The following is a 20,185-nucleotide window of genomic DNA, read 5'->3' as shown; positions in this document are numbered from 1 at the left end:
GCAGCTGAGATGATTCAGAAGTTTTCAATTTATCGTTACAACCCTGATGTTGACGCTAAACCTTACATGAAAGACTATGAGCTGGAAGTTCCAGAAGGCTCAGACATGATGGTATTAGACGCATTAATTCTGTTAAAAGAAGATGATGCCACCTTATCTTTCCGTCGTTCATGTCGTGAAGGTGTGTGTGGTAGTGATGGTTTAAACATGAACGGCAAGAATGGCCTTGCATGTATCACCCCATTGTCAGACGTAAAAGCAAACGTTATTGTGTTACGTCCATTACCGGGTTTACCTGTAGTACGTGATTTAATTATTGATATGACTCAGTTCTATAATCAATATGAAAAAATCAAACCATATTTAATCAATGATGGTAAAGAACAGCCAAGCCGTGAACACTTACAATCGATTGAAGAGCGTGAGAAGCTAGATGGCTTATACGAGTGTATTTTATGTGCTTGTTGTTCAACATCTTGTCCATCTTTCTGGTGGAATCCAGATAAGTTCATTGGCCCAGCAGGACTATTACATGCTTATCGATTCTTAATCGATAGCCGTGATACTGCTACCGATGAACGTTTAGACGACTTACAAGACGCGTACAGCGTTTTCCGTTGTCACGGCATCATGAACTGTGTTGACGTATGTCCTAAAGGGCTTAACCCTACTAAGGCCATTGGTTCAATTAAGTCAATGTTGCTACAAAGAGCGGTATAACTAAAAGTACTAACCTTATAAAAGATTAGTATTAGCCGGACGTGTAATCAATTGCTTAAATAGCACTCTGATTTACCCGGTCCGGCATTTTAGTTTTACATTTGTAATGCCGATCACTTTAAATTTAGATACTGTTAAAGTAATTGGCTTGAATTGCTTTTATCCAAACATAGGAACCAGCAATGCCCGAAGGTGCAATGAAGGCTTGGTTAGAGTCTTCCCATTTCAGCGGTAATAACGCTGAATATATTGAAGAGTTATACGAATCATATCTTGAAAATGCTCATTCTGTAGCAGATGAATGGCGCAAGGTTTTTGATCAATTACCGAAAGTTGAAGGCGTAGAAGTTGAAACCAACCACTCCGTGGTTCGTGATGAATTTCGACAATTAGCCAAAGAAGGGGTAAAACATGTGGCGGTTAGCTCTGAAGCAGATGCTAAGCAAGTTCGTGTTCTACAACTTATCAACGCGTATCGTTTCCGTGGTCACCAAAACGCTCGTTTAGACCCGCTAGGGTTATGGCAGCGAGAACGTGTTCGCGATCTAGAGTTACAACACCACGATTTATCCAAATCAGAATTTGATAAAGAATTTAACGTCGGTTCATTAGCCGTAGGCCATGAATCTATGCGTTTGGGTGATATCTATAAAACCTTAGAAAAAACCTATTGTGGTTCGATTGGTGCTGAATACATGCACATCACCTCAACGACCGAAAAGCGCTGGTTACAGCAACGTCTTGAATCGGTACAAGCACAAGCAAATTTCAGTGTTGAACAAAAGACTGAATTATTAAAAGACTTGATTGCTGCCGATGGCCTGGAGAAATACCTGGGTGCGAAATTCCCTGGCGCTAAACGTTTCTCACTGGAAGGTGGCGACAGCCTAATTCCAATGCTTAAACAGCTAATTACGCGCGCGGGTGAGCACGGTACTAAAGAAGTGGTACTGGGTATGGCTCACCGTGGTCGTTTAAACGTATTAGTTAACGTAATGGGTAAAAACCCAAGCAAATTATTTGACGAATTTGCCGGTAAAGTTGAACAGATGGGCTCAGGTGATGTGAAGTATCACCAAGGTTATTCTTCAGATTTCATTACCCCAGGTGGCGCCGTGCATTTAGCGCTAGCGTTTAACCCGTCTCATCTTGAGATTGTCAATCCGGTAGTTATCGGCTCAGTACGTGCCCGTCTCGATAGACGAGATTGCGACAAAGGTGATTTAGTATTACCCATTACCATACATGGTGATTCTGCCATTGCTGGTCAAGGTGTGGTACAAGAAACCTTTAACATGTCACAGGCACGTGCCTATAAAGTTGGCGGTACGATTCGCATTGTGGTAAACAATCAAGTTGGTTTTACTACGTCTAAACAAGAAGATACCCGTTCTACAGAATATTGTACTGATATTGCGAAAATGGTACAGGCGCCGATATTGCACGTTAATGGTGATGATCCAGAAGCGGTAATTTTAGCAACGCAAATCGCCCTTGATTATCGAAATACTTTCAAGCGTGATGTGGTTATCGATTTGGTTTGTTATCGTCGTCACGGCCATAACGAAGCCGACGAGCCAAACGCTACGCAACCATTGATGTATCAAAAAATCAAAAAGCATCCAACCCCGCGTCAGTTATATGCAGATCAATTAGATGCCGAACGTTCTATAACGGCGGCACAAAATAAAGAGTTTGTAGAGTACTACCGTAAGTTACTCGATGAAGGTCAGTGTACCGTTGAACAATGGCGCCCAATGACAGAGCATTCTGTTGACTGGACTCCATACATTGGCCATGACTGGGATGATGACTACGATCATCAAATTCCAGTAAGTAAATTGAAAGAGTTAGCGGTCAATATCAGCACTTACCCTGAACAGCATAAGTTGCAATCTCGGGTTAAGAAAATTTACGACGATCGTAAGAAAATGGCCGCCGGTGAGAAGATGCTTGACTGGGGCTTCGCTGAAAACCTGGCTTATGCTGCCATTGTTGAGCAGGGTGAACGTGTCCGTATTACCGGGCAAGACGCTGGTCGTGGTACTTTCTTCCACCGTCACTCGGTATTGCATAATCAAGACGATGCTTCTACTTATCTGCCTTTACAACACATATCTAAAGAGCAAGGACCTTTTGAAGTATACGATTCAGTATTATCGGAAGTTGCCGTATTAGCCTTTGAATATGGTTACACTACCGCAGAGCCAAGTGGCTTAACCATTTGGGAAGCGCAGTTTGGTGATTTCGCCAACGGTGCGCAAGTGGTGTTCGATCAATTCATTTCCTCAGGTGAGCAAAAGTGGGGCCGTTTATGTGGCTTAACCATTTTATTACCGCATGGTTATGAAGGTCAGGGACCTGAGCATTCATCGGCTCGTTTAGAGCGATTCTTACAATTATGTGCGGATCACAATATGCAAGTATGTGTGCCATCAACTCCGGCGCAAGTATTTAATATGTTGCGTCGCCAGGTGGTACGTCCGATGCGTCGTCCATTAATTGTAATGTCACCTAAATCATTACTTCGTCACCCGCTTGCTGTCTCTTCATTAGAAGAACTGGCCGACGGCACGTATCACAACGTGATTGGTGAAATCGACGAACTTAATGCCAAAGACGTGACTCGTGTTGTTATGTGTAGTGGTAAGGTGTATTACGAACTACTGGAACAGCGCCGTAAGAATGAGCAAAAGGACGTGGCGATTGTTCGTATTGAACAATTATACCCATTCCCGGAAGCAGAATTGAAAGACGTTTTCGCACTGTATCCAAACGCAAAAGATTTCGTTTGGTGTCAAGAAGAACCGCAAAACCAGGGTGCATGGTACTGTAGTCAACACCATTTCCGCAGCACAATCCCACAGGGTTCAACTTTGACTTATGCCGGTCGCACAGCGTCAGCGGCACCTGCATGTGGCTATATGTCTTTGCATGTGAAAGAACAGCAAGCATTAGTGAATGATGCGCTTAATAAATAAAAGATTTTTCTAAGGAATAAAAATGACAACTGAAATTAAGGTTCCAGTTTTACCAGAGTCGGTTGCTGACGCAACAATTGCAACTTGGCACGTTCAAGTAGGTGATACTGTTACTCGTGATCAAGTACTAGTCGATATTGAAACTGACAAAGTAGTGTTAGAAGTACAAGCATTACAAGACGGTGTGATCACGGCGATTACAGAAGAAGAAGGCGCAACCGTTTTAGGTGAGCAATTAATTGGTACTGTAGGCGCCGCAGCCGGCGCCGCAGCCGGCGTCGCAGCAGCTCCTGCAAAAGCAGAAACCGCCGCAGCACCTACCGCTGCCGCAAAAGTGATTGATATTAACGTACCGGTATTACCAGAGTCGGTTGCGGATGCTACGGTTTCAACCTGGCATGTAAGCGAAGGTGAAGCGGTTACTCGCGATCAAAACCTGGTTGATATCGAAACCGATAAAGTGGTATTAGAAGTTGTTGCTGTCGATGATGGCGTAATTGGTAAAATTATCCACGGCGAAGGCGATACCGTATTGGGCGATCAAACCATTGGTCAGTTAAATGCCGGTGCCAGTTCTGCACCAGTTGCTGCGGCAAGTGTTGAAGAAAGTGCAGGCGATGACATTGCCTCTCCTTCGGTACGTCGCTTATTAACGGAAAGTGGCTTAACGGCTGCACAAGTTAAAGGTACAGGCAAAGGCGGTCGCATCTCTAAAGAAGACGTAGAAGCCCATTTGGCCGCTGCTAAAGCGCCAAAAGCGGCTCCAAAAGCTGCCGCACCAGCGTCAGCTCCAGTAGTTGCTCAAGGTGAGCGTAGCCAAAAACGTGTGCCAATGACACGTTTACGCAAAACTATTGCCAATCGTTTGTTAGAAGCGAAAAACTCAACGGCCATGCTTACAACGTTTAACGAAGTAAACATGAAGCCAATTATGGATCTTCGTAAGCAATACAAAGATTTATTTGAGAAAACTCATGATACGCGTTTAGGTTTCATGTCGTTCTACGTGAAAGCGGTAACCGAAGCCCTTAAGCGCTTCCCGGCAGTAAACGCCTCAATTGACGGTGATGATATTGTTTATCATAACTTCTTTGATATCAGCATTGCGGTATCAACACCACGTGGCCTGGTAACACCAGTATTACGTGATGCGGATCAACTGGGTATGGCTGGTATTGAAAACGGAATCCGTGATTTAGCCATCAAAGGTCGTGACGGCAAGTTAACCATGGATGAAATGATGGGTGGCAACTTCACTATCACTAACGGTGGTGTGTTCGGTTCATTAATTTCAACGCCAATCTTAAACTTACCGCAAGCGGCAATTTTAGGGATGCATAAAATCCAGGACCGTCCGATGGCGGTTAATGGTAAAGTTGAAATCTTACCTATGATGTACTTGGCACTGTCTTACGATCATCGATTAATTGATGGTAAAGAATCTGTTGGCTTCTTGGTAACCATTAAAGAGTTGCTCGAAGATCCAGCACGCTTACTGTTAGATATCTAAGCGTCTATTTTTATTATTTTAGTCTAAGACTAAAGTTATAGTGATTAACAGCCGCATTAATATTACATTAAGGCGGCTTTTTTATTGGTTTTGTCGTTATTAGCTATGAATTGCCCATAAGGGCTTTAATAAGAGTGGCAAAATCTATATAATCACCGCAAAATTTTAACCCGTTAGTGTTTTTACTCAATTGTCCATGTACGGTGAAAACATTAACTCCATTTCAAATAGTAATTGGGAAACACCATGAATTTGCATGAGTATCAAGCGAAGCAATTATTCGCAGAGTATGGTTTACCGGTTTCTGAAGGATTCGCTTGCGATACCCCTCAAGAAGCTGCAGAAGCTGCCGACAAAATTGGCGGCGATATGTGGGTTGTTAAAACTCAGGTTCACGCTGGTGGCCGTGGTAAGGCTGGCGGTGTTAAGCTAGTTAAAACGAAAGAAGAAATCAAAGAGTTCGCACAACACTGGTTAGGTAAAAACTTAGTTACTTACCAAACAGATGCAAACGGTCAACCGGTTTCAAAAATCTTAGTTGAAAGCTGTACTGATATTGCCAACGAATTATACCTAGGTGCAGTTGTTGACCGTGGTACTCGTAAAGTAGTATTCATGGCTTCTACCGAAGGTGGTGTTGAAATTGAAACTGTTGCTGAAGAAACTCCTGAGTTAATTCACAAAGCTGAAATCGACCCTCTAGTAGGCCCTCAGGCTTACCAAGCACGTGAATTAGGTTTCAAACTTGGTTTAAACCCAACGCAAATGAAGCAATTTGTTAAGATCTTCATGGGTCTTGGTAAAATGTTCAACGATTTCGATTTCGCATTATTAGAAATCAACCCGTTAGTAATCACTGACGAAGGCAACTTACACTGTTTAGACGGTAAAATTGGTATCGATGGTAATGCGTTATACCGTCAGCCAAAAATCCGTGCTTTCCACGATCCATCTCAAGAAGATGAGCGTGAAGCACACGCTGCACAGTGGGAACTTAACTACGTAGCCCTAGACGGTAACGTTGGTTGTATGGTTAACGGTGCCGGCCTTGCAATGGGTACTATGGATATCGTTAACTTACACGGCGGTAAGCCAGCTAACTTCCTAGATGTTGGCGGCGGTGCAACCAAAGAACGTGTTGCAGAAGCATTCAAAATCATTTTATCTGACGACAACGTTAAAGCTGTTTTAGTTAACATCTTTGGTGGTATCGTTCGTTGTGACATGATCGCAGAAGGTATCATCGCTGCTGTTAAAGAAGTAGGCGTTGAAGTTCCAGTAGTTGTACGTTTAGAAGGTACAAACGCTGAAGCGGGTCGTGCAGTATTAGCAACTTCTGATGTAAACATCATTGCTGCTGAATCATTAACAGACGCAGCAAACAAAGTTGTTGCAGCTGCGGAGGGCAAATAATGTCTGTATTAATTAACAAAGATACTAAAGTAATCTGTCAAGGTTTCACTGGCGGTCAAGGTACTTTCCACTCTGAGCAAGCGATTGCTTACGGTACGCAAATGGTTGGTGGTGTGTCCCCTGGCAAAGGCGGTCAAGAACACTTAGGTTTACCAGTATTCAACACCGTACGTGATGCTGTTGAAGCAACGGGTGCAACTGCATCTGTGATCTACGTACCAGCACCTTTTTGTAAAGATGCTATCTTAGAAGCTATCGATGCTGGCATCGAACTTATCGTTACTATCACTGAAGGTATCCCAACTTTAGATATGGTTGACGTTAAAGTTAAGCTTGAGCAAACTGGCGTTCGTATGATCGGTCCTAACTGTCCAGGTGTTATCACTCCAGGCGAAACTAAGATTGGTATCATGCCAGGTCACATTCACTTACCTGGTAAAGTAGGTATCGTTTCTCGCTCTGGTACATTAACGTACGAAGCCGTTAAGCAAACTACTGATGCTGGTTTTGGCCAATCTACTTGTGTAGGTATTGGTGGTGACCCTATCCCAGGAACTAACTTCATCGACGTTTTAGAAATGTTCGAAAAAGATCCACAAACTGAAGCAATCGTAATGATTGGTGAAATTGGTGGTACTGCTGAAGAAGAAGCTGCGGAATACATCAAAGCAAACGTTACTAAGCCTGTTGTATCTTACATTGCTGGTGTTACTGCACCAGAAGGTAAGCGTATGGGTCACGCTGGCGCAATCATCGCTGGTGGTAAAGGTACTGCTGACGAGAAATTCGCTGCCTTAGAAGCTGCTGGTGTTAAAACCGTGCGCTCTCTAGCAGAAATCGGTTCTGCTTTAAAAGAGAAAACTGGTTGGTAAATCTAGCTACTTCGTATCTAGATGATAAAAGGTCGCTTGCGCGACCTTCTTTAAGTAAAAAAAGGTCGCTTGCGCGACCTTTTTTTACTTAAAGAATGAAGGAACTGACAATAAGTGATGTGCATTTAGTTTCAAGCGATACCTTCCATGTGCGTTTTCCACTAATTTGTTTCCCTGAGCAACTCCTCGAAATTGAGATCGGCAAATTGCCCTTGTTCTATTTGTTTTAGTCCTATTTCAATATCGGCTTTAAGATCTTCTAAATCTTTTCCTAAATTCAAATTCATCTCATACTCCCGTTATTATCTTTATCATCACATAACTTCAAAGATTGTCAATCTTAGAACTTATGTGATGATAGATACTCGTTAATAACTTACTCTTAATAGCTCGTAGATTTGTTCTGCTTTTTTGATACCAATTCCCTCTATTTGAGTTAATTCTTCGGCACTTGCATTAATAACAGCGTGAACTGATGGAAAGTGAAGTAATAGCCGTTTCGCCAAAGTAGCGCCAATATTAGGTAAACCTTGTAATATATAAAACTGTTTATTTTTACGTCGCTTCGGCTTATAGCCCATTCTCGGTAACGTTTCTATTTTTCTGCTCGCCTTTTGTTTCGCGGCAAACAATAACAAGTTAGTGGTTTCGGTTTTACTGGCGGAGCGTAAAATAGTGATATCGTAGATTAAGCCTATGCTGACTAACGCACCTAAAATTGCATGTCTATGGATATGATAGTTATCAATATCTCGAGTATGACCTTCAAGTATAAATGCGGTAGTAATATCACTTTCTGCAAGACGAGATGCTTGTTGAAATATTCTTCCTGAAATAATTGAAGCAACTAAATCAGCCATAGTTTTTCTTTCGATAAGTAACCAGTCATCAATCAGATAATCACCAAGCGATAAACGCTTAATTTCTAATTGAACTTCTTGATTGGTATCCAGGATGGATATAACTCCACTGGCTTGCTCACGATCGTCAGCAATGATGTTGATTTTATTCATTTAACAATCCTTGTTATTGAAAATCCGATCTAATTATAGTCAGTTAATACTATTTTGCTTTCAGCTATTAACGACTGCATGGGCACGCAATAATTTTTCATTCTTTAAATTTGACAGTGAGTAAATTAAAAATACACTTTAAGGAGATGAAGTTTTTAAAAGGCGTTAATCATGAGTTTTCACGGCAGTTGTTTATGCGGAAAAATTACTTTTGCGGTGACTGAATTTGAGCCGTTAGTGGGCCATTGCCATTGCACTATGTGCCGAAAATTTCATGGCGCGGCATTTTCGACCTTTGCCGATGTTAAACTGGCTAATTTCAAATGGCTTAGCGGTGCAGCATTGCTGAAAAGTTATCAAGCAAGTAATAATACCATTCGTCAATTTTGCCAGCATTGTGGCTCCAGCTTAACCTTTTGCTCATCCTATAATAGCCAGGATAACACAATCGAAATTGCTTTAGCGGCATTTGATGATGATATTAACATTAGCCCAGATGCCCATATTTATACTGATACTAAAGTCAATTGGCTTAAATTAAATGACGGGTTGCCGCAATACCTTCAATACAGGGACTCTACACAGGAAAATAAATAATTTTAAACTATTATTTTGGTATATATTTACTTAGAACTTATCTAATAAACCATTGTATTTTTAACGAGTTAATGTAATTGTATTGGATAAGGAACGTTTTTTTAGAATATGGACATGACAAAAGAAACCAGTAATAGATTTGCCTTTATCGACAATGTTGTTAGTTGGGAAGGGCAAATAAACACCTCTCATATCGCCAAAAAATTTAACTTAAGCCGTCAATCTGCCAGCCACATACTCAAACAATACCGCGAGCAATTTCCACAACTTTTACGTTACGATCTTTCGAGTAAGGCTTTTGTTGCCACAACTGAATTTGATCAAAAAATAAATGGTCATCATTTTTCAAATTATCTAGAGGCAATCTCTTCAAACAATAATAGCTTTATTGAAGGTGTCGATGTATGGGCTTTGGAAGTGGAAGCACCGTTAAGAAATATTAATCCAATTCAAGTTAGGCCAATATTGCGTGCAATCAGAGAGAAACTGGCGATTGATATTGGTTACATCTCTTTATCAAACCCTGATTATCTCGATCGCATCATCCAGCCACATACCTTGATATTTGACGGTTTACGCTGGCATGTTCGCGCCTATTGTAACAAAAAACAAGCGTATAGAGACTTCACTTTATCGCGATTTAATGGGCATGCGGTATTTGAAGGTAAAGCAAAAAATACCGTAAATGAAGATGAAAAATGGAACATTTTTGTTGATGTCGTTATTGAAGCCGACCCTAGGTTAAACCCGCAACAAAAACGGGTGATAGAACAGGATTTTCAAATGACAGATGGTCAAAAAATAATGTCAATTCGTGCCGCCTTTGTGAATTATTTACTGCGGCGGTTGCATATCGACAGCTATAAAAATACTCCTGAAGAACAACAAATTGTACTCAGCCGGGAAAGCCGTAAGAACATTTCTATGTACTTGCCGATACCCCTATAGTTTCTTGACGTGTTGAAAAATACAGTATTGATGATGGCAATGCGTCTAATTATTATTGCTTTAGTTTGAACATCAAACGGTTGATTTAGAATAATAATGTTCGAAGTCATTAATGATATTTTTGTTCTGTTTAACGATTATATCAAGCGTAAAAAACACAAGATTAACATGCTAAGCGACATCTAATTATATGAAAAATTTATCACCATCAGATTTAAAAGCAATACTGCATTCCAAGCGTGCGAATTTATATTATTTGGAATATTGCCGAGTGATGCAAAAAGATGGACGAGTGCTTTATTTAACGGAACAAAAAAAAGAAAATCTCTATTTTAATATTCCTATTGCCAATACTACCGTATTACTGCTCGGTAATGGTACATCAATTACCCAAGCTGCGGTGCGCATGTTAGCACAAGCGGGTGTACTTATTGGTTTTTGTAGCGGTGGTGGCACACCACTTTATATGGGCAATGAAGTGGAATGGCTAACCCCGCAAAGTGAATACCGGCCCACAGAATATCTACAAGGTTGGATGAGTTTTTGGTTTGATGAAAGTAAACGCCTTGCTGCCGCTAAACATTTTCAACAGGCCCGAATTGAGTTTCTCCATAAAGTTTGGAGTAAAGATAAAGATTTAAAAGCGGAAGGCTTTACTACCGACGATTCCGGCATAAAACAAGCCCTACAACGATTTGACGAACGCATGACAACTGCAACCAAACCGTCTGACTTATTACTGACCGAAGCCCAGCTTACCAAAGCACTTTATAAATTTGCAGCTAATGCGACTAAAACTAGTGGCTTTACCCGCCAACATCAATCTACCGATAAAGCCAATGATTTCTTAAATCATGGTAATTACTTAGCCTATGGATTAGCGGCATGTACTCTTTGGGTTTTAGGCATTCCCCATAGTTTTGCGGTAATGCATGGAAAAACTCGCAGGGGCGCACTCGTATTTGATATTGCCGACTTAATCAAAGATGCCATTGTCTTGCCATGGGCATTTATCTGCGCCAAAGAAAATGCAACAGAACAAGAGTTTCGGCAACAAGTATTACAAGCCTTTACCGATAATAAAGCACTAGATTTTATGTTTGATCAGGTTAAAGAAATTGCCTTGCAAGGTGAGCGTGAGGAGCAGACCAATGACTAGTTGGCGCAGTCCTGACTATCAAATTCACCTAACCCTCTCAAAAGGACGTTTAACCTTTCTGGCGGGCAATGTCTTTGAGGCAGAGCTAAAACGAAAGAATCGATCCCGATTACTTGGGGGGATGATAATGATTGCAGCACAAGAGATTAATCAACAATATCACCATATTTATGCCGATCTATGGATTGATTCAAAAACAGCCATAGTGCCGTTAAATGAGATAGTCAGGATACGCTTGATGGATGAGTGTGATCCTTTGTATCAATGTAGCAATGAAAAAGATGAATTAAGAAAAGTACTGCCAATAGAGTTATCAGGGGTTATCTCTTCGATAGAGCAACAAACTGAAGAGGTGAAATAGCAAAACTATGATGGTTACCTTCATTTCACAATGTGAAAAAAACGCGCTAAAGAAAACCCGGCGAGTGCTGGACGCCTTTGCCAACAGAATAGGCGACAACACCTGGCAAACCTTAATTACCGAAGACGGCTTACAAACCGTGAAAAAAATGCTGCGCCAAAGCGCCAGCAAAAGCACCGCGGTGAGTTGTTTTTGGATACGATCGAGATCACGTAGCCAGTTTTTATGGGTGGTTGGGAATAAGGCAAAGTTTAATAGTGAGGGGATTGTGCCGGTTAATAGTACTAGAAAAAATCTATTGAGCAGTGAAATTGAAAATGACTGGAAATACTTACCATTAATAAAATCATTAACGGCCATGTCAGCGTTATTTCATGACTGGGGAAAGGCCTCTAAATTATTCCAAGAAAAGTTAAGCCCTGATAGTAAAAACAAATTTAAAGGTGACCCGATAAGGCATGAATGGATCTCTGTTCTATTGCTTAATGCGTTAGTTAGTACAAAAGCGGATGAATCATGGTTGTGTGATTTAATTAAAGGTGATTTTTCAGAGGTTCAGTTAAAACAAACTGTTCAAGAGCAAAAGGTAACACCATTAGAGCAGTTACCTGATGCCGCTAAATTACTTTCTTGGTTAATTGTTTCTCATCATAGGCTACCAAATTTTTCATATAGCCAAAAAGAAACAAGGAGAGAATGGCTTGGTGTTGGGGCTGAGAATATAGAAGCATTACTCAAACGCATTACTCAAGAATGGGGTTATGAAAATAAACATGATGAACAAGAGTATAAAACACGTGTAAAAAACTGTTTTGAATTCACTAATGGTTTATTAACACAATCAACTGAATGGTTAAAACAAGTGAAACGTTGGTCGAAAAGCTTAATAAACAATTTACCTTTACTTGAATCGTCCATGCAAGATGGCAGTTACCGCTTGGTATTACATCATGCACGTTTATGCCTGATGTTAGGCGATCATTCCTATTCTTCACAACCTGCGGCGAAAAATTGGCAAGACAGCACGGGATTATTTGCGAATACTGATAGAGAAACAAATGATTTTAAACAAAAGTTAGATGAACATTTAGTCGGGGTGGCACAAAGCGCGTTAAAAACAGCACATTTATTGCCAGCTTTTGAACAAGAGCCTCCGTTAGCGACCGATATTCAAGTATTAAGAAAGCCAAGCCCTGATGGTTTTAAATGGCAAGATAAAGCGGTTAGCAAAATCATAAATTGGAAAAAACAACAGGACAAAAAAGAAGTCGGTTTTTTTGCCGTTAACTTGGCAAGTACAGGTTGTGGTAAAACCTTTGCCAACGCCAAAGTGATTCGAGCATTATCGGTTGATGGTAAAAGTTTACGTTATATTTTAGCCCTTGGTTTACGCACATTAACCTTACAAACAGGTGATGAATATCGTGAAAGAATTTTTTCAACTGATGATGAGGCAAAGAAAAATTTAGCAGTTTTAATCGGTTCGCGTGCCGTTGCGGAGCTACATAATCAGAAGTTCATTGAAAAAGATGAAGTTACTGAAGAGGTGTTAGGCTCTGAATCTAAACAAGCCTTGTTAGATGAATTTATTGAATATGAATGTGAGTTACCCGAAGAGGGTTTAAGCACGGTGTTAACTTGCGATAAAGATAAACAATTTTTATATGCCCCCGTATTAGCTTGTACCATTGATCATATAATAGCAGCTACTGAAACTAAGCGTGGTGGGCGTTATATTTTGCCTAGTTTACGATTAATGTCATCAGACCTTGTTATTGATGAAATAGATGATTTTACGGGTAATGATTTAATTGCCATTGGTCGCTTAATTCACTTAGCCGGCATGTTAGGGCGAAAAGTGATGATTTCGTCCGCCACTATTCCACCTGATTTGGCGCAAGGATATTTCAATGCTTATAAAAAAGGTTGGCAAGTTTTTAATAACAGTAGAGATGAAGCCAAAGCTGAAATCGGTTGTGCGTGGATAGATGAATTTAATAGTGCAGTGCATTCAATTAAAGTTAATGATAGCGATAAAGCACTAGTGCAATACCAACATCATCATGATGATTTTATTGATAAACGTGTTGCTAAATTAAAGAAGCAAGTAGCTAAACGAAAAGCTGAAATAATTGCTTGTCCAATATTACCGGAACCAAAGCTTGATAATGAAAAAGTAGGCGGTGAGAAAAGTGAATTATGCGAAGAAGCTAAGTTAACACATTATTTTTCTACTGTTAAAGAAGCCATTTTAATTAAGCATCACCAGCACTATAGTGTTGATGAAAAAACGAATGTCAAGGTGTCTTTTGGCGTAGTTCGTGTTGCCAATATTTCTCCCTGTATTGACCTTACTAAATACTTATTACAAGCGGATTATCCAGAAAATACCCAAGTAAAAGTAATGGCGTATCACAGTCAACAAGTGTTGTTATTGCGCCATGAGCAAGAAAAACATCTTGATGGGGTATTAAAACGTAAAGAAAAACAAGGGCAAGAACAACAAGCTTTTGCAAATCCTATTATCCGTAATCACCTTGATAACGCTAAACAAGGTAACCATAGCCAAAATAACAACTCCCCAAGTAATGTAGTGCAAAATATTATTTTTATTTTAGTGGCAACCCCTGTTGAAGAAGTTGGGCGAGATCACGATTTTGACTGGGCAATTGTTGAACCTTCCTCTTACCGCTCAATCGTGCAATTGGCTGGGCGAGTACGTCGTCATCGAACAGATGGTGTTGAACAAGCAAATATAGGTTTAATGCAATACAACATCAAAGCATTTAAAGGGAATGATAAAAAAGGAGAAAAATATTTTATCAGACCTGGTTATGAATACGGAATTACTAAAGCACTTGTAACACATAATATTACTGAACTAGTCGATAACAATGAGCTTAAAAATAACTTAACCGCTATTCCTCGAATACAAGTGCCATTAAAACCTAAAGAACAAATACTTGCGTCATTAGAGCACCATGTAACTAAAAATACATTGTCAAAATTTAACCAAATTGGGGCAAATACCTTACAAGGTTATCTAGCCGAAACATGGTATTTAACAGCCTTACCGCAAATATTAAAACCTTTTAGAAAAAGCGAGCAAAGCGTTAATTTATTTCTGTTTTATAACGAAAGTGACGATTGTTGTTATTTCACCCAAAAAGATGAAGCAGGTAAGGCGTTGCTTGATATTAACAACCAAGTGGTTAATCGAGAAAACATACTTAGTATAACTAGAATGCAGTTAACAGAGAAAGAAAAACAAAACCTATGGCTTGACCGCAATTATCAAAAATTACTGCCGCAGTATATCAGTGAGCCATGGTTAATAACAGTCAAAAGCGTGTCACTGAGCTATGGTGAAATTAATTTTGTTGAACGAGACAATTTACAATACGAATATAACGACCAATTTGGTTTGATGCCAATAAAGAAAGCCTGATTAGTTAGACTAATCAGGCTTTGAAGCTGCTTGTTCAGCAGTGAACATTTTAATCAATCAGTATAATTTATAAGCTACCTATGCGGCAGTATAGAAAGTATAAAAAAATGTAGCAGTAAAAGCACCAATTAAATGTCGATAAATTTAATTAATCATTATAAGGTTGAGTTTGTGTTGCTTTTACTTTATTGTTTAGTTAGTAAACAAATTTAAGGAGGCAAAAATGCTAGATCCTGCAATACAGAGTTATTTCTCTGAACGAAAAGAAGCATGGTTAAAGAAAAATGTTAAACCCTCAATGCCAGAGTATGAAGTAAAGGAGCTAGAGCAAACATGCGATCAACAATTTTCACTAAATGAATGGTTACCAAATGCAGCAAGGAGGGCGGGGCAAATTTCAATGTCTACTCACCCCTGTACCTTTAGCCACCCAAGCGCTAGAAAGAATAAAAATGGCTATGTCTCGTCTGTATTGGTAGAAGTAGATCGCATTGAAGATGGTTTTTTAAAAACGGGTAATGTATCTGTTGCGACTGATGCATTGGGCAATGCTGCCGCACTTGATGTTTATAAATTTCTAACACTAACCATGTCTGATGGCACTACTTTGCTAAGTCATATTCAACAAGATAGCGAGTTAGCAACAAAACTATTGAGTATTAAATCTGAAAACTATCAGAACTTGAAAGTGGGCTTTTTAGCTATGGTAGAAAGTTCAGCAGAAAATATTACCAGCTCTAAAATAAAGCAAATTTATTTTCCTGTTGAAAATGAATATCACCAACTGTCACTTTTAACTAATTCAGGCATGGTTTATCAATTGCGTTCACGACTTGATAAGTTACGTTTCTCTGATGAAGTAAAAGAGTTGCGTGATAAAAAACGTAAAAATGAATTTAGCGAACAAGGTTATAGCGAAATTTACGGCTTAACAACTATAGGCTATGGCGGAACAAAACCACAAAACATTAGTGTGTTGAACAATCAAAATGGTGGTAAAGCACATCTATTATCATCATTACCGCCAAGTATTGAAAAACGCAACATTCATTTCCCCAAAAGTGATTTCTTTGTTGAGTCATTTAAAAAATATGACTACACCGACACTTTTAAAGCCTTGCATATACTGTTTCAAGCAGACCATAACAATATCAGTATTCGTGATGCCCGTGATCGTAGGTTACAAGAAATAATGGATTTGCTGATTGAAAAAATGTGGTCTGTTCGAGCTGTTTCACAAGCTCAATTTCATCAAGAATCGTCCTCACTCCCTAGTTATCAACGTACTTGGTTACATGATGATTTTTCAGTGCAAAGAGAAGAGTCTGAGCAATGGTTAGATAAGTTGGTAAATGAAATATCACGCTGGATAACTCGTAGTTACGAAAAAACATTAGCTAAACAAGCAATAAAACTAGGTGAACAAGAGTTGTCGCTATTTACAAACGTTGTTGAACAAAATAGGGAGTCTTTAAAATGAGCGACTTAAAACGATTATTAGTAATCCCTCACTTAACTGTGCATAACGCAAATGCATTTTCTAGTCCGTATACTATTGGCTTTCCTGCAATGACAGCATGGCTTGGTGCTACCCATGCTTTGCAACGAACGTTAAATGCTAATGGATTTTCCGATATTAAATTTACTGCCACTGCGGTTATTAGTCATCAGTGTGACTTGCAAACCCATAAAGGGGTAGGTGACTTTGTTCAGTCAATTGTAGGTACAGGCAACCCACTTGATAAAACGGGTTCAAGAAGTGCTTTTATTGAAGAAGCGCGTTGTCATCTTGATATCTCGTTAATCGTTGAATATACAGGCATTGAAAAAGATGATGAAGCTCTTGTACAAGAAAAAATCACTCACCTGCTTAACGCTAATATGAAAATAGCAGGAGGGGATATTTTAACCTTTAAAGCGCCTGAGTTTTTTAAAGTTGAAGATGGCAATACAGGTGATATTCAAACTTTAACTAGAAAAATAATGCCGGGTTATGCACTAATAGAGCGTCGAGATTTGATGCTTGAAGCAATGACACAAGGGCAAGATGCAATGGATGCGTTATTAGAATATTTGGTACTCCATCATCAATGTAAAAAAGAAGAAAATAATAATGGTGAAGAAAAGGTTACTTGGACAAGTGCTAGAAAAAGTAAAGGTTGGTTAGTGCCAATTGCCACGGGATTTCATGGTTTAACGGAACTTGGAGAGGCAAAGAACCAACGCGATCCAGAAACACCGCATCGTTTTGCTGAAAGCGTGGTCACGCTAGGTGAATTTAAAATGCCTCACAATATTAAATCAATAAATGAAATATTATGGCGTTATCAAACAGAGCATAGCAACAACTTATATCTATGTACACAGCAACAATCGGCACAAAGTGAAACAGAAGATGTTTTATCAGCGCTATTTTGTTAACAAACCGTTTTTAAGCTCGAATAAAAACTTACACATTAAAATATTTTAAAAGGAAATTATCATGGCTAAAAATCAAGATACCGCATCAGTATTAGCATTTGAGAAAAAATTAGTACCGTCAGATGGTTATATGTATGGCACGCAATGGGAAAACCGTAATAACGTAACGCCATTGCAATTAATTGAAAAGTCAGTGCGCGGTACTATTTCAAATCGTTTAAAAGCGGCAATAAAAAACGACCCCGCTAAATTAAATTCTGAAGTAGAAAAAGCCAATTTACAAACGGTTGATAGCTGCGCATTAGCACCAGAGCAGGACACCTTAAAACTTCATTTTACTTTAAAGGTCCTGGGTGGCGTGCAACAGCCATCTGCTTGTAATAATGTGTTATTCAAGCAAAGTTATAACAGCGCAGTACGTGATTATATTGGTAAAGAAGGGTTTAAAGAGTTAGGTAAACGTTACGCAATTAACCTTGCCAATGCCCGTTTTTTATGGAGAAACCGCGTCGGCGCTGAAAATATTGAAGTGCAAGTAAAAGCCTTAAATAAAGAGGCACAACAGGCTTGGACGTTTGATGCGACACAATTTAGCACTAAACATTTTGATTGTAACGATGCTCAAGTGATTGAGTTAGGTGATCGTATCGCCAAAGCGCTTGCCAGTGAAGATGATTTTTTAATGTTAGAAATCAACTGTTTTGTTCAAGTAGGTAAAGCACAAGACGTTTACCCAAGTGAAGAGTTAGTGCTTGATAAAGGAAAAGGTAAAAAGAGTAAAATTCTTTATTCAGTCAAAAATATTGCTGCCATGCACTCTCAAAAAATAGGGAATGCACTGCGTAGTATTGATACTTGGTATCCAGAATTTGACGATGCTGAAAAAACTGCAGGCCCAATTGCTATCGAACCTTATGGTGCTGTAACTAATTTAGGTAAAGCGTATCGTACGCCAAAAGACAAACAGGATTTTTACACCTTTTTCGATAAATGGGCGCGTGCTACAGAGCTTGACCGTATAGAAGATGAACATTATGTCATGGCGATTCTTGTGCGAGGTGGTGTTTTTGGTGAAAGTGATAAGTAAGTGATATTAATTTCTTAAACATGAGTAAGGAAGATAAATGAAATATTATCTCGACATCACCTTATTGCCAGATAACGAAATCACTTTAGGTTTTATTTGGTTTAAGGTTTATCAGCAAGTACATATTGCATTAGCTGAAAACAAAGTAGATGAAAATAAATCAGCTATTGCTTTATCGTTTCCGCAATATTGTGAAAAAGATAAAGAATTTCCGTTAGGGAATAAAATACGTTTATTTGCACCAACGCAAGCGTTGTTAGAAAAGCTAGCAATAACTAAATGGTTAAAACGCTTTACTGATCATACGCATATTACTTCAATAAAAACCGTGCCTGAATCGTTGAGTCAATATGCATGTTTTAGCCGGAAACAATTTACCACTAACCTTTCACGTTTAGCACGGCGCAGAGCTAAAAGGCATGATGAAACGTTTGAGCAGGCGTTACAGCATTATGCTAGTTTTGAAGATGAACAAACTAAGTTACCATTTATTAATGTTAAGAGTTTGTCAAAAGGTGAACAATTTAGGATCTTTATTGGACAAGAAGTGAGTAATCAACCTCAAACCGGTGTGTTTAACTGTTATGGGTTGAGTAAAACCACAGCAACAGTTCCTTGGTTTTAAAGTCCTCAAATTAAAGAGTTTTAGAAAAGTCGTTTTAAATACGTCGAATTCGACGTGTTTAAAACCTTCGCGTTGACTTTTTAATATAGGTATATACATATGCCCCAAGTTATCCTATATTTTTAACATATGCCAAGCATATGTTTCGAGCATGTTGGAGGTTTTATGAGAACAGTTTCAATTTTTAAAAAGGATAAAAAATCAATCCATTAGGCTCCCTAAAGATATGGTGTGAGTGAACTTGAAATAATCAAAAAAGGAGATACTGTAATATTGCGCCCTTCGTTCATGGTTGTCATTTTCTGAAAATGGCAGGGCAGAGGATGGCTTTTTATCTGAACGTACAACCATTATTTCTGATGAAGATCGTTTTGAATGGTAAATACAGCGTATATGTTAGATACTGCATTTGTAGTTTTATCATGAGAAAGCAACCTGTTTCGGTCTTGAAAAAGTTGCATGAAGTGTCTGCTCACCAAAATCGTATTGTAATCTCTCTTATTACTTATGTAGAAATGCGCTACGGCTGCATTGGTAAAAAATTTTCTCCTAAACATACAACTAATAGTTGAATCATTTTGTTGGTTTGAACTACGAAGATTGGGTACTGTAGATATATCTTTTTAGGTTCAAAGGGCTATTAGTTAGTTGTTTAACTTAGTTAATTCATTGTCACTTTATTATATAATTCAGGTTTACCTAAAAAAACCAATAAAATTGCTCTTTAAAAATTAGGATAAATTTCAATAAGTTATAAATATGCTGAAATTTTAGGTGAAATTTCCTAAACTAATTTAGTTAATTGTTATTGCTTGTTTTTTTGTTTGTTTTTCATTGTTCACTGCCGCACAGGCAGCTTAGAAATTTTGTTGGTGGGACTTGTCGGGACAGTCCCGGTTCACTGTGAGCTTACGGCGGGATAGTGTGACATGGCAAGTTGAGTTATTTAGAATGGCGCTAACCCAGTCTATGACTGAGTTATCTCTTGATTTTGTTGGTAGTTCCAAGGGAGGTAATGCTCAGGATTTTC

At 39.1% G+C, this 20,185-nt stretch carries 16 protein-coding genes; 14 read left to right on the top strand and 2 right to left on the bottom strand.

Features of this window, described 5'->3' with window-relative positions; genetic code table 11:
* The first annotated feature begins 9 nt into the window (after positions 1–9).
* From ND16A_RS02535 to sucD, 5 genes are all read left to right on the top strand, one after another.
* On the top strand, positions 10–720 hold the full coding sequence (locus tag ND16A_RS02535) for a succinate dehydrogenase iron-sulfur subunit (RefSeq protein WP_033079021.1): 711 nt from the start codon (positions 10–12) through the stop codon (positions 718–720).
* 182 nt (positions 721–902) lie between these two features.
* Positions 903–3,701 carry a 2-oxoglutarate dehydrogenase E1 component gene (locus tag ND16A_RS02540; RefSeq protein ID WP_033079020.1) on the top strand — a complete coding sequence of 933 codons (2,799 nt, stop codon included), beginning with the start codon at positions 903–905 and terminating at the stop codon, positions 3,699–3,701.
* Between the two features lie 22 nt (positions 3,702–3,723).
* The gene (gene odhB / locus ND16A_RS02545) at positions 3,724–5,211 is read left to right on the top strand and encodes a 2-oxoglutarate dehydrogenase complex dihydrolipoyllysine-residue succinyltransferase (protein ID WP_033079019.1); all 1,488 of its coding nucleotides are present in this window, start codon (positions 3,724–3,726) and stop codon (positions 5,209–5,211) included.
* Positions 5,212–5,457: 246 nt separating this feature from the next.
* Positions 5,458–6,624 carry an ADP-forming succinate--CoA ligase subunit beta gene (sucC, locus tag ND16A_RS02550; protein ID WP_033079018.1) on the top strand — a complete coding sequence of 389 codons (1,167 nt, stop codon included), beginning with the start codon at positions 5,458–5,460 and terminating at the stop codon, positions 6,622–6,624.
* The gene (gene sucD, locus ND16A_RS02555) at positions 6,624–7,496 is read left to right on the top strand and encodes a succinate--CoA ligase subunit alpha (protein WP_033079017.1); all 873 of its coding nucleotides are present in this window, start codon (positions 6,624–6,626) and stop codon (positions 7,494–7,496) included. The genes sucC and sucD overlap by 1 nt, the downstream gene beginning before the upstream one ends.
* A 161-nt stretch (positions 7,497–7,657) precedes the next feature.
* On the opposite strand, the gene ND16A_RS21900 is transcribed toward sucD, so the two are convergent.
* Positions 7,658–7,783 carry a hypothetical protein gene (locus ND16A_RS21900; RefSeq protein ID WP_268746321.1) on the bottom strand — a complete coding sequence of 42 codons (126 nt, stop codon included), beginning with the start codon at positions 7,781–7,783 and terminating at the stop codon, positions 7,658–7,660.
* A gap of 81 nt (positions 7,784–7,864) precedes the next feature.
* The gene (locus ND16A_RS02560; protein ID WP_033079016.1) at positions 7,865–8,509 is read right to left on the bottom strand and encodes an ERCC4 domain-containing protein; all 645 of its coding nucleotides are present in this window, start codon (positions 8,507–8,509) and stop codon (positions 7,865–7,867) included.
* A gap of 171 nt (positions 8,510–8,680) precedes the next feature.
* Between ND16A_RS02560 and ND16A_RS02565 the strand changes: the two genes are divergently transcribed.
* The 9 genes from ND16A_RS02565 to cas6f all read left to right on the top strand — a co-directional run bounded on the left by ND16A_RS02565 (position 8,681) and on the right by cas6f (position 19,155).
* Entirely contained in the window at positions 8,681–9,106 is a 426-nt protein-coding gene (locus ND16A_RS02565; protein WP_033079015.1) for a GFA family protein, read from the top strand.
* Between the two features lie 114 nt (positions 9,107–9,220).
* The gene (locus ND16A_RS02570) at positions 9,221–10,054 is read left to right on the top strand and encodes a WYL domain-containing protein (protein WP_235282233.1); all 834 of its coding nucleotides are present in this window, start codon (positions 9,221–9,223) and stop codon (positions 10,052–10,054) included.
* Between the two features lie 190 nt (positions 10,055–10,244).
* The gene (cas1f, locus tag ND16A_RS02575) at positions 10,245–11,213 is read left to right on the top strand and encodes a type I-F CRISPR-associated endonuclease Cas1f (protein WP_033079013.1); all 969 of its coding nucleotides are present in this window, start codon (positions 10,245–10,247) and stop codon (positions 11,211–11,213) included.
* Positions 11,206–11,574: a hypothetical protein gene (locus ND16A_RS02580; RefSeq protein WP_033079012.1), complete on the top strand. Its 369-nt coding sequence runs from the start codon at positions 11,206–11,208 to the stop codon at positions 11,572–11,574. Before cas1f ends, ND16A_RS02580 begins: the two co-directional genes overlap by 8 nt.
* A gap of 7 nt (positions 11,575–11,581) precedes the next feature.
* On the top strand, positions 11,582–15,022 hold the full coding sequence (cas3f, locus tag ND16A_RS02585) for a type I-F CRISPR-associated helicase Cas3f (RefSeq protein ID WP_033079011.1): 3,441 nt from the start codon (positions 11,582–11,584) through the stop codon (positions 15,020–15,022).
* A 223-nt stretch (positions 15,023–15,245) separates the two neighbouring features.
* Complete coding sequence (gene csy1 / locus ND16A_RS02590; protein ID WP_033079010.1) at positions 15,246–16,502, top strand: type I-F CRISPR-associated protein Csy1; 1,257 nt, start codon at positions 15,246–15,248, stop codon at positions 16,500–16,502.
* Positions 16,499–17,443 carry a type I-F CRISPR-associated protein Csy2 gene (csy2, locus tag ND16A_RS02595; RefSeq protein WP_033079009.1) on the top strand — a complete coding sequence of 315 codons (945 nt, stop codon included), beginning with the start codon at positions 16,499–16,501 and terminating at the stop codon, positions 17,441–17,443. The genes csy1 and csy2 overlap by 4 nt, the downstream gene beginning before the upstream one ends.
* Positions 17,444–17,504: 61 nt before the next feature.
* Positions 17,505–18,530, top strand: coding sequence for a type I-F CRISPR-associated protein Csy3 (csy3, locus tag ND16A_RS02600; RefSeq protein ID WP_033079008.1), 1,026 nt, complete (start codon positions 17,505–17,507; stop codon positions 18,528–18,530).
* A 37-nt stretch (positions 18,531–18,567) separates the two neighbouring features.
* Entirely contained in the window at positions 18,568–19,155 is a 588-nt protein-coding gene (gene cas6f / locus ND16A_RS02605; RefSeq protein ID WP_033079007.1) for a type I-F CRISPR-associated endoribonuclease Cas6/Csy4, read from the top strand.
* Positions 19,156–20,185: the final 1,030 nt, after the last annotated feature.

It is taken from the genome of Thalassotalea sp. ND16A (assembly GCF_000764205.1).
GTDB lineage: Bacteria > Pseudomonadota > Gammaproteobacteria > Enterobacterales > Alteromonadaceae > Thalassotalea_A.
This window is presented reverse-complemented; position numbering and strand designations above follow the sequence as displayed.

Coding starts and splice junctions, on each gene's coding strand:
- ND16A_RS21900 (WP_268746321.1), bottom strand. CDS start 7,783: ATGAATTTGAATTTAGGAAAAGATTTAGAAGATCTTAAAGCCGATATT.
- sucC (WP_033079018.1), top strand. CDS start 5,458: ATGAATTTGCATGAGTATCAAGCGAAGCAATTATTCGCAGAGTATGGT.
- ND16A_RS02540 (WP_033079020.1), top strand. CDS start 903: ATGCCCGAAGGTGCAATGAAGGCTTGGTTAGAGTCTTCCCATTTCAGC.
- ND16A_RS02570 (WP_235282233.1), top strand. CDS start 9,221: ATGACAAAAGAAACCAGTAATAGATTTGCCTTTATCGACAATGTTGTT.
- cas1f (WP_033079013.1), top strand. CDS start 10,245: ATGAAAAATTTATCACCATCAGATTTAAAAGCAATACTGCATTCCAAG.
- ND16A_RS02535 (WP_033079021.1), top strand. CDS start 10: ATGATTCAGAAGTTTTCAATTTATCGTTACAACCCTGATGTTGACGCT.
- ND16A_RS02565 (WP_033079015.1), top strand. CDS start 8,681: ATGAGTTTTCACGGCAGTTGTTTATGCGGAAAAATTACTTTTGCGGTG.
- cas3f (WP_033079011.1), top strand. CDS start 11,582: ATGATGGTTACCTTCATTTCACAATGTGAAAAAAACGCGCTAAAGAAA.
- ND16A_RS02580 (WP_033079012.1), top strand. CDS start 11,206: ATGACTAGTTGGCGCAGTCCTGACTATCAAATTCACCTAACCCTCTCA.
- sucD (WP_033079017.1), top strand. CDS start 6,624: ATGTCTGTATTAATTAACAAAGATACTAAAGTAATCTGTCAAGGTTTC.
- cas6f (WP_033079007.1), top strand. CDS start 18,568: ATGAAATATTATCTCGACATCACCTTATTGCCAGATAACGAAATCACT.
- csy2 (WP_033079009.1), top strand. CDS start 16,499: ATGAGCGACTTAAAACGATTATTAGTAATCCCTCACTTAACTGTGCAT.
- odhB (WP_033079019.1), top strand. CDS start 3,724: ATGACAACTGAAATTAAGGTTCCAGTTTTACCAGAGTCGGTTGCTGAC.
- csy3 (WP_033079008.1), top strand. CDS start 17,505: ATGGCTAAAAATCAAGATACCGCATCAGTATTAGCATTTGAGAAAAAA.
- csy1 (WP_033079010.1), top strand. CDS start 15,246: ATGCTAGATCCTGCAATACAGAGTTATTTCTCTGAACGAAAAGAAGCA.
- ND16A_RS02560 (WP_033079016.1), bottom strand. CDS start 8,509: ATGAATAAAATCAACATCATTGCTGACGATCGTGAGCAAGCCAGTGGA.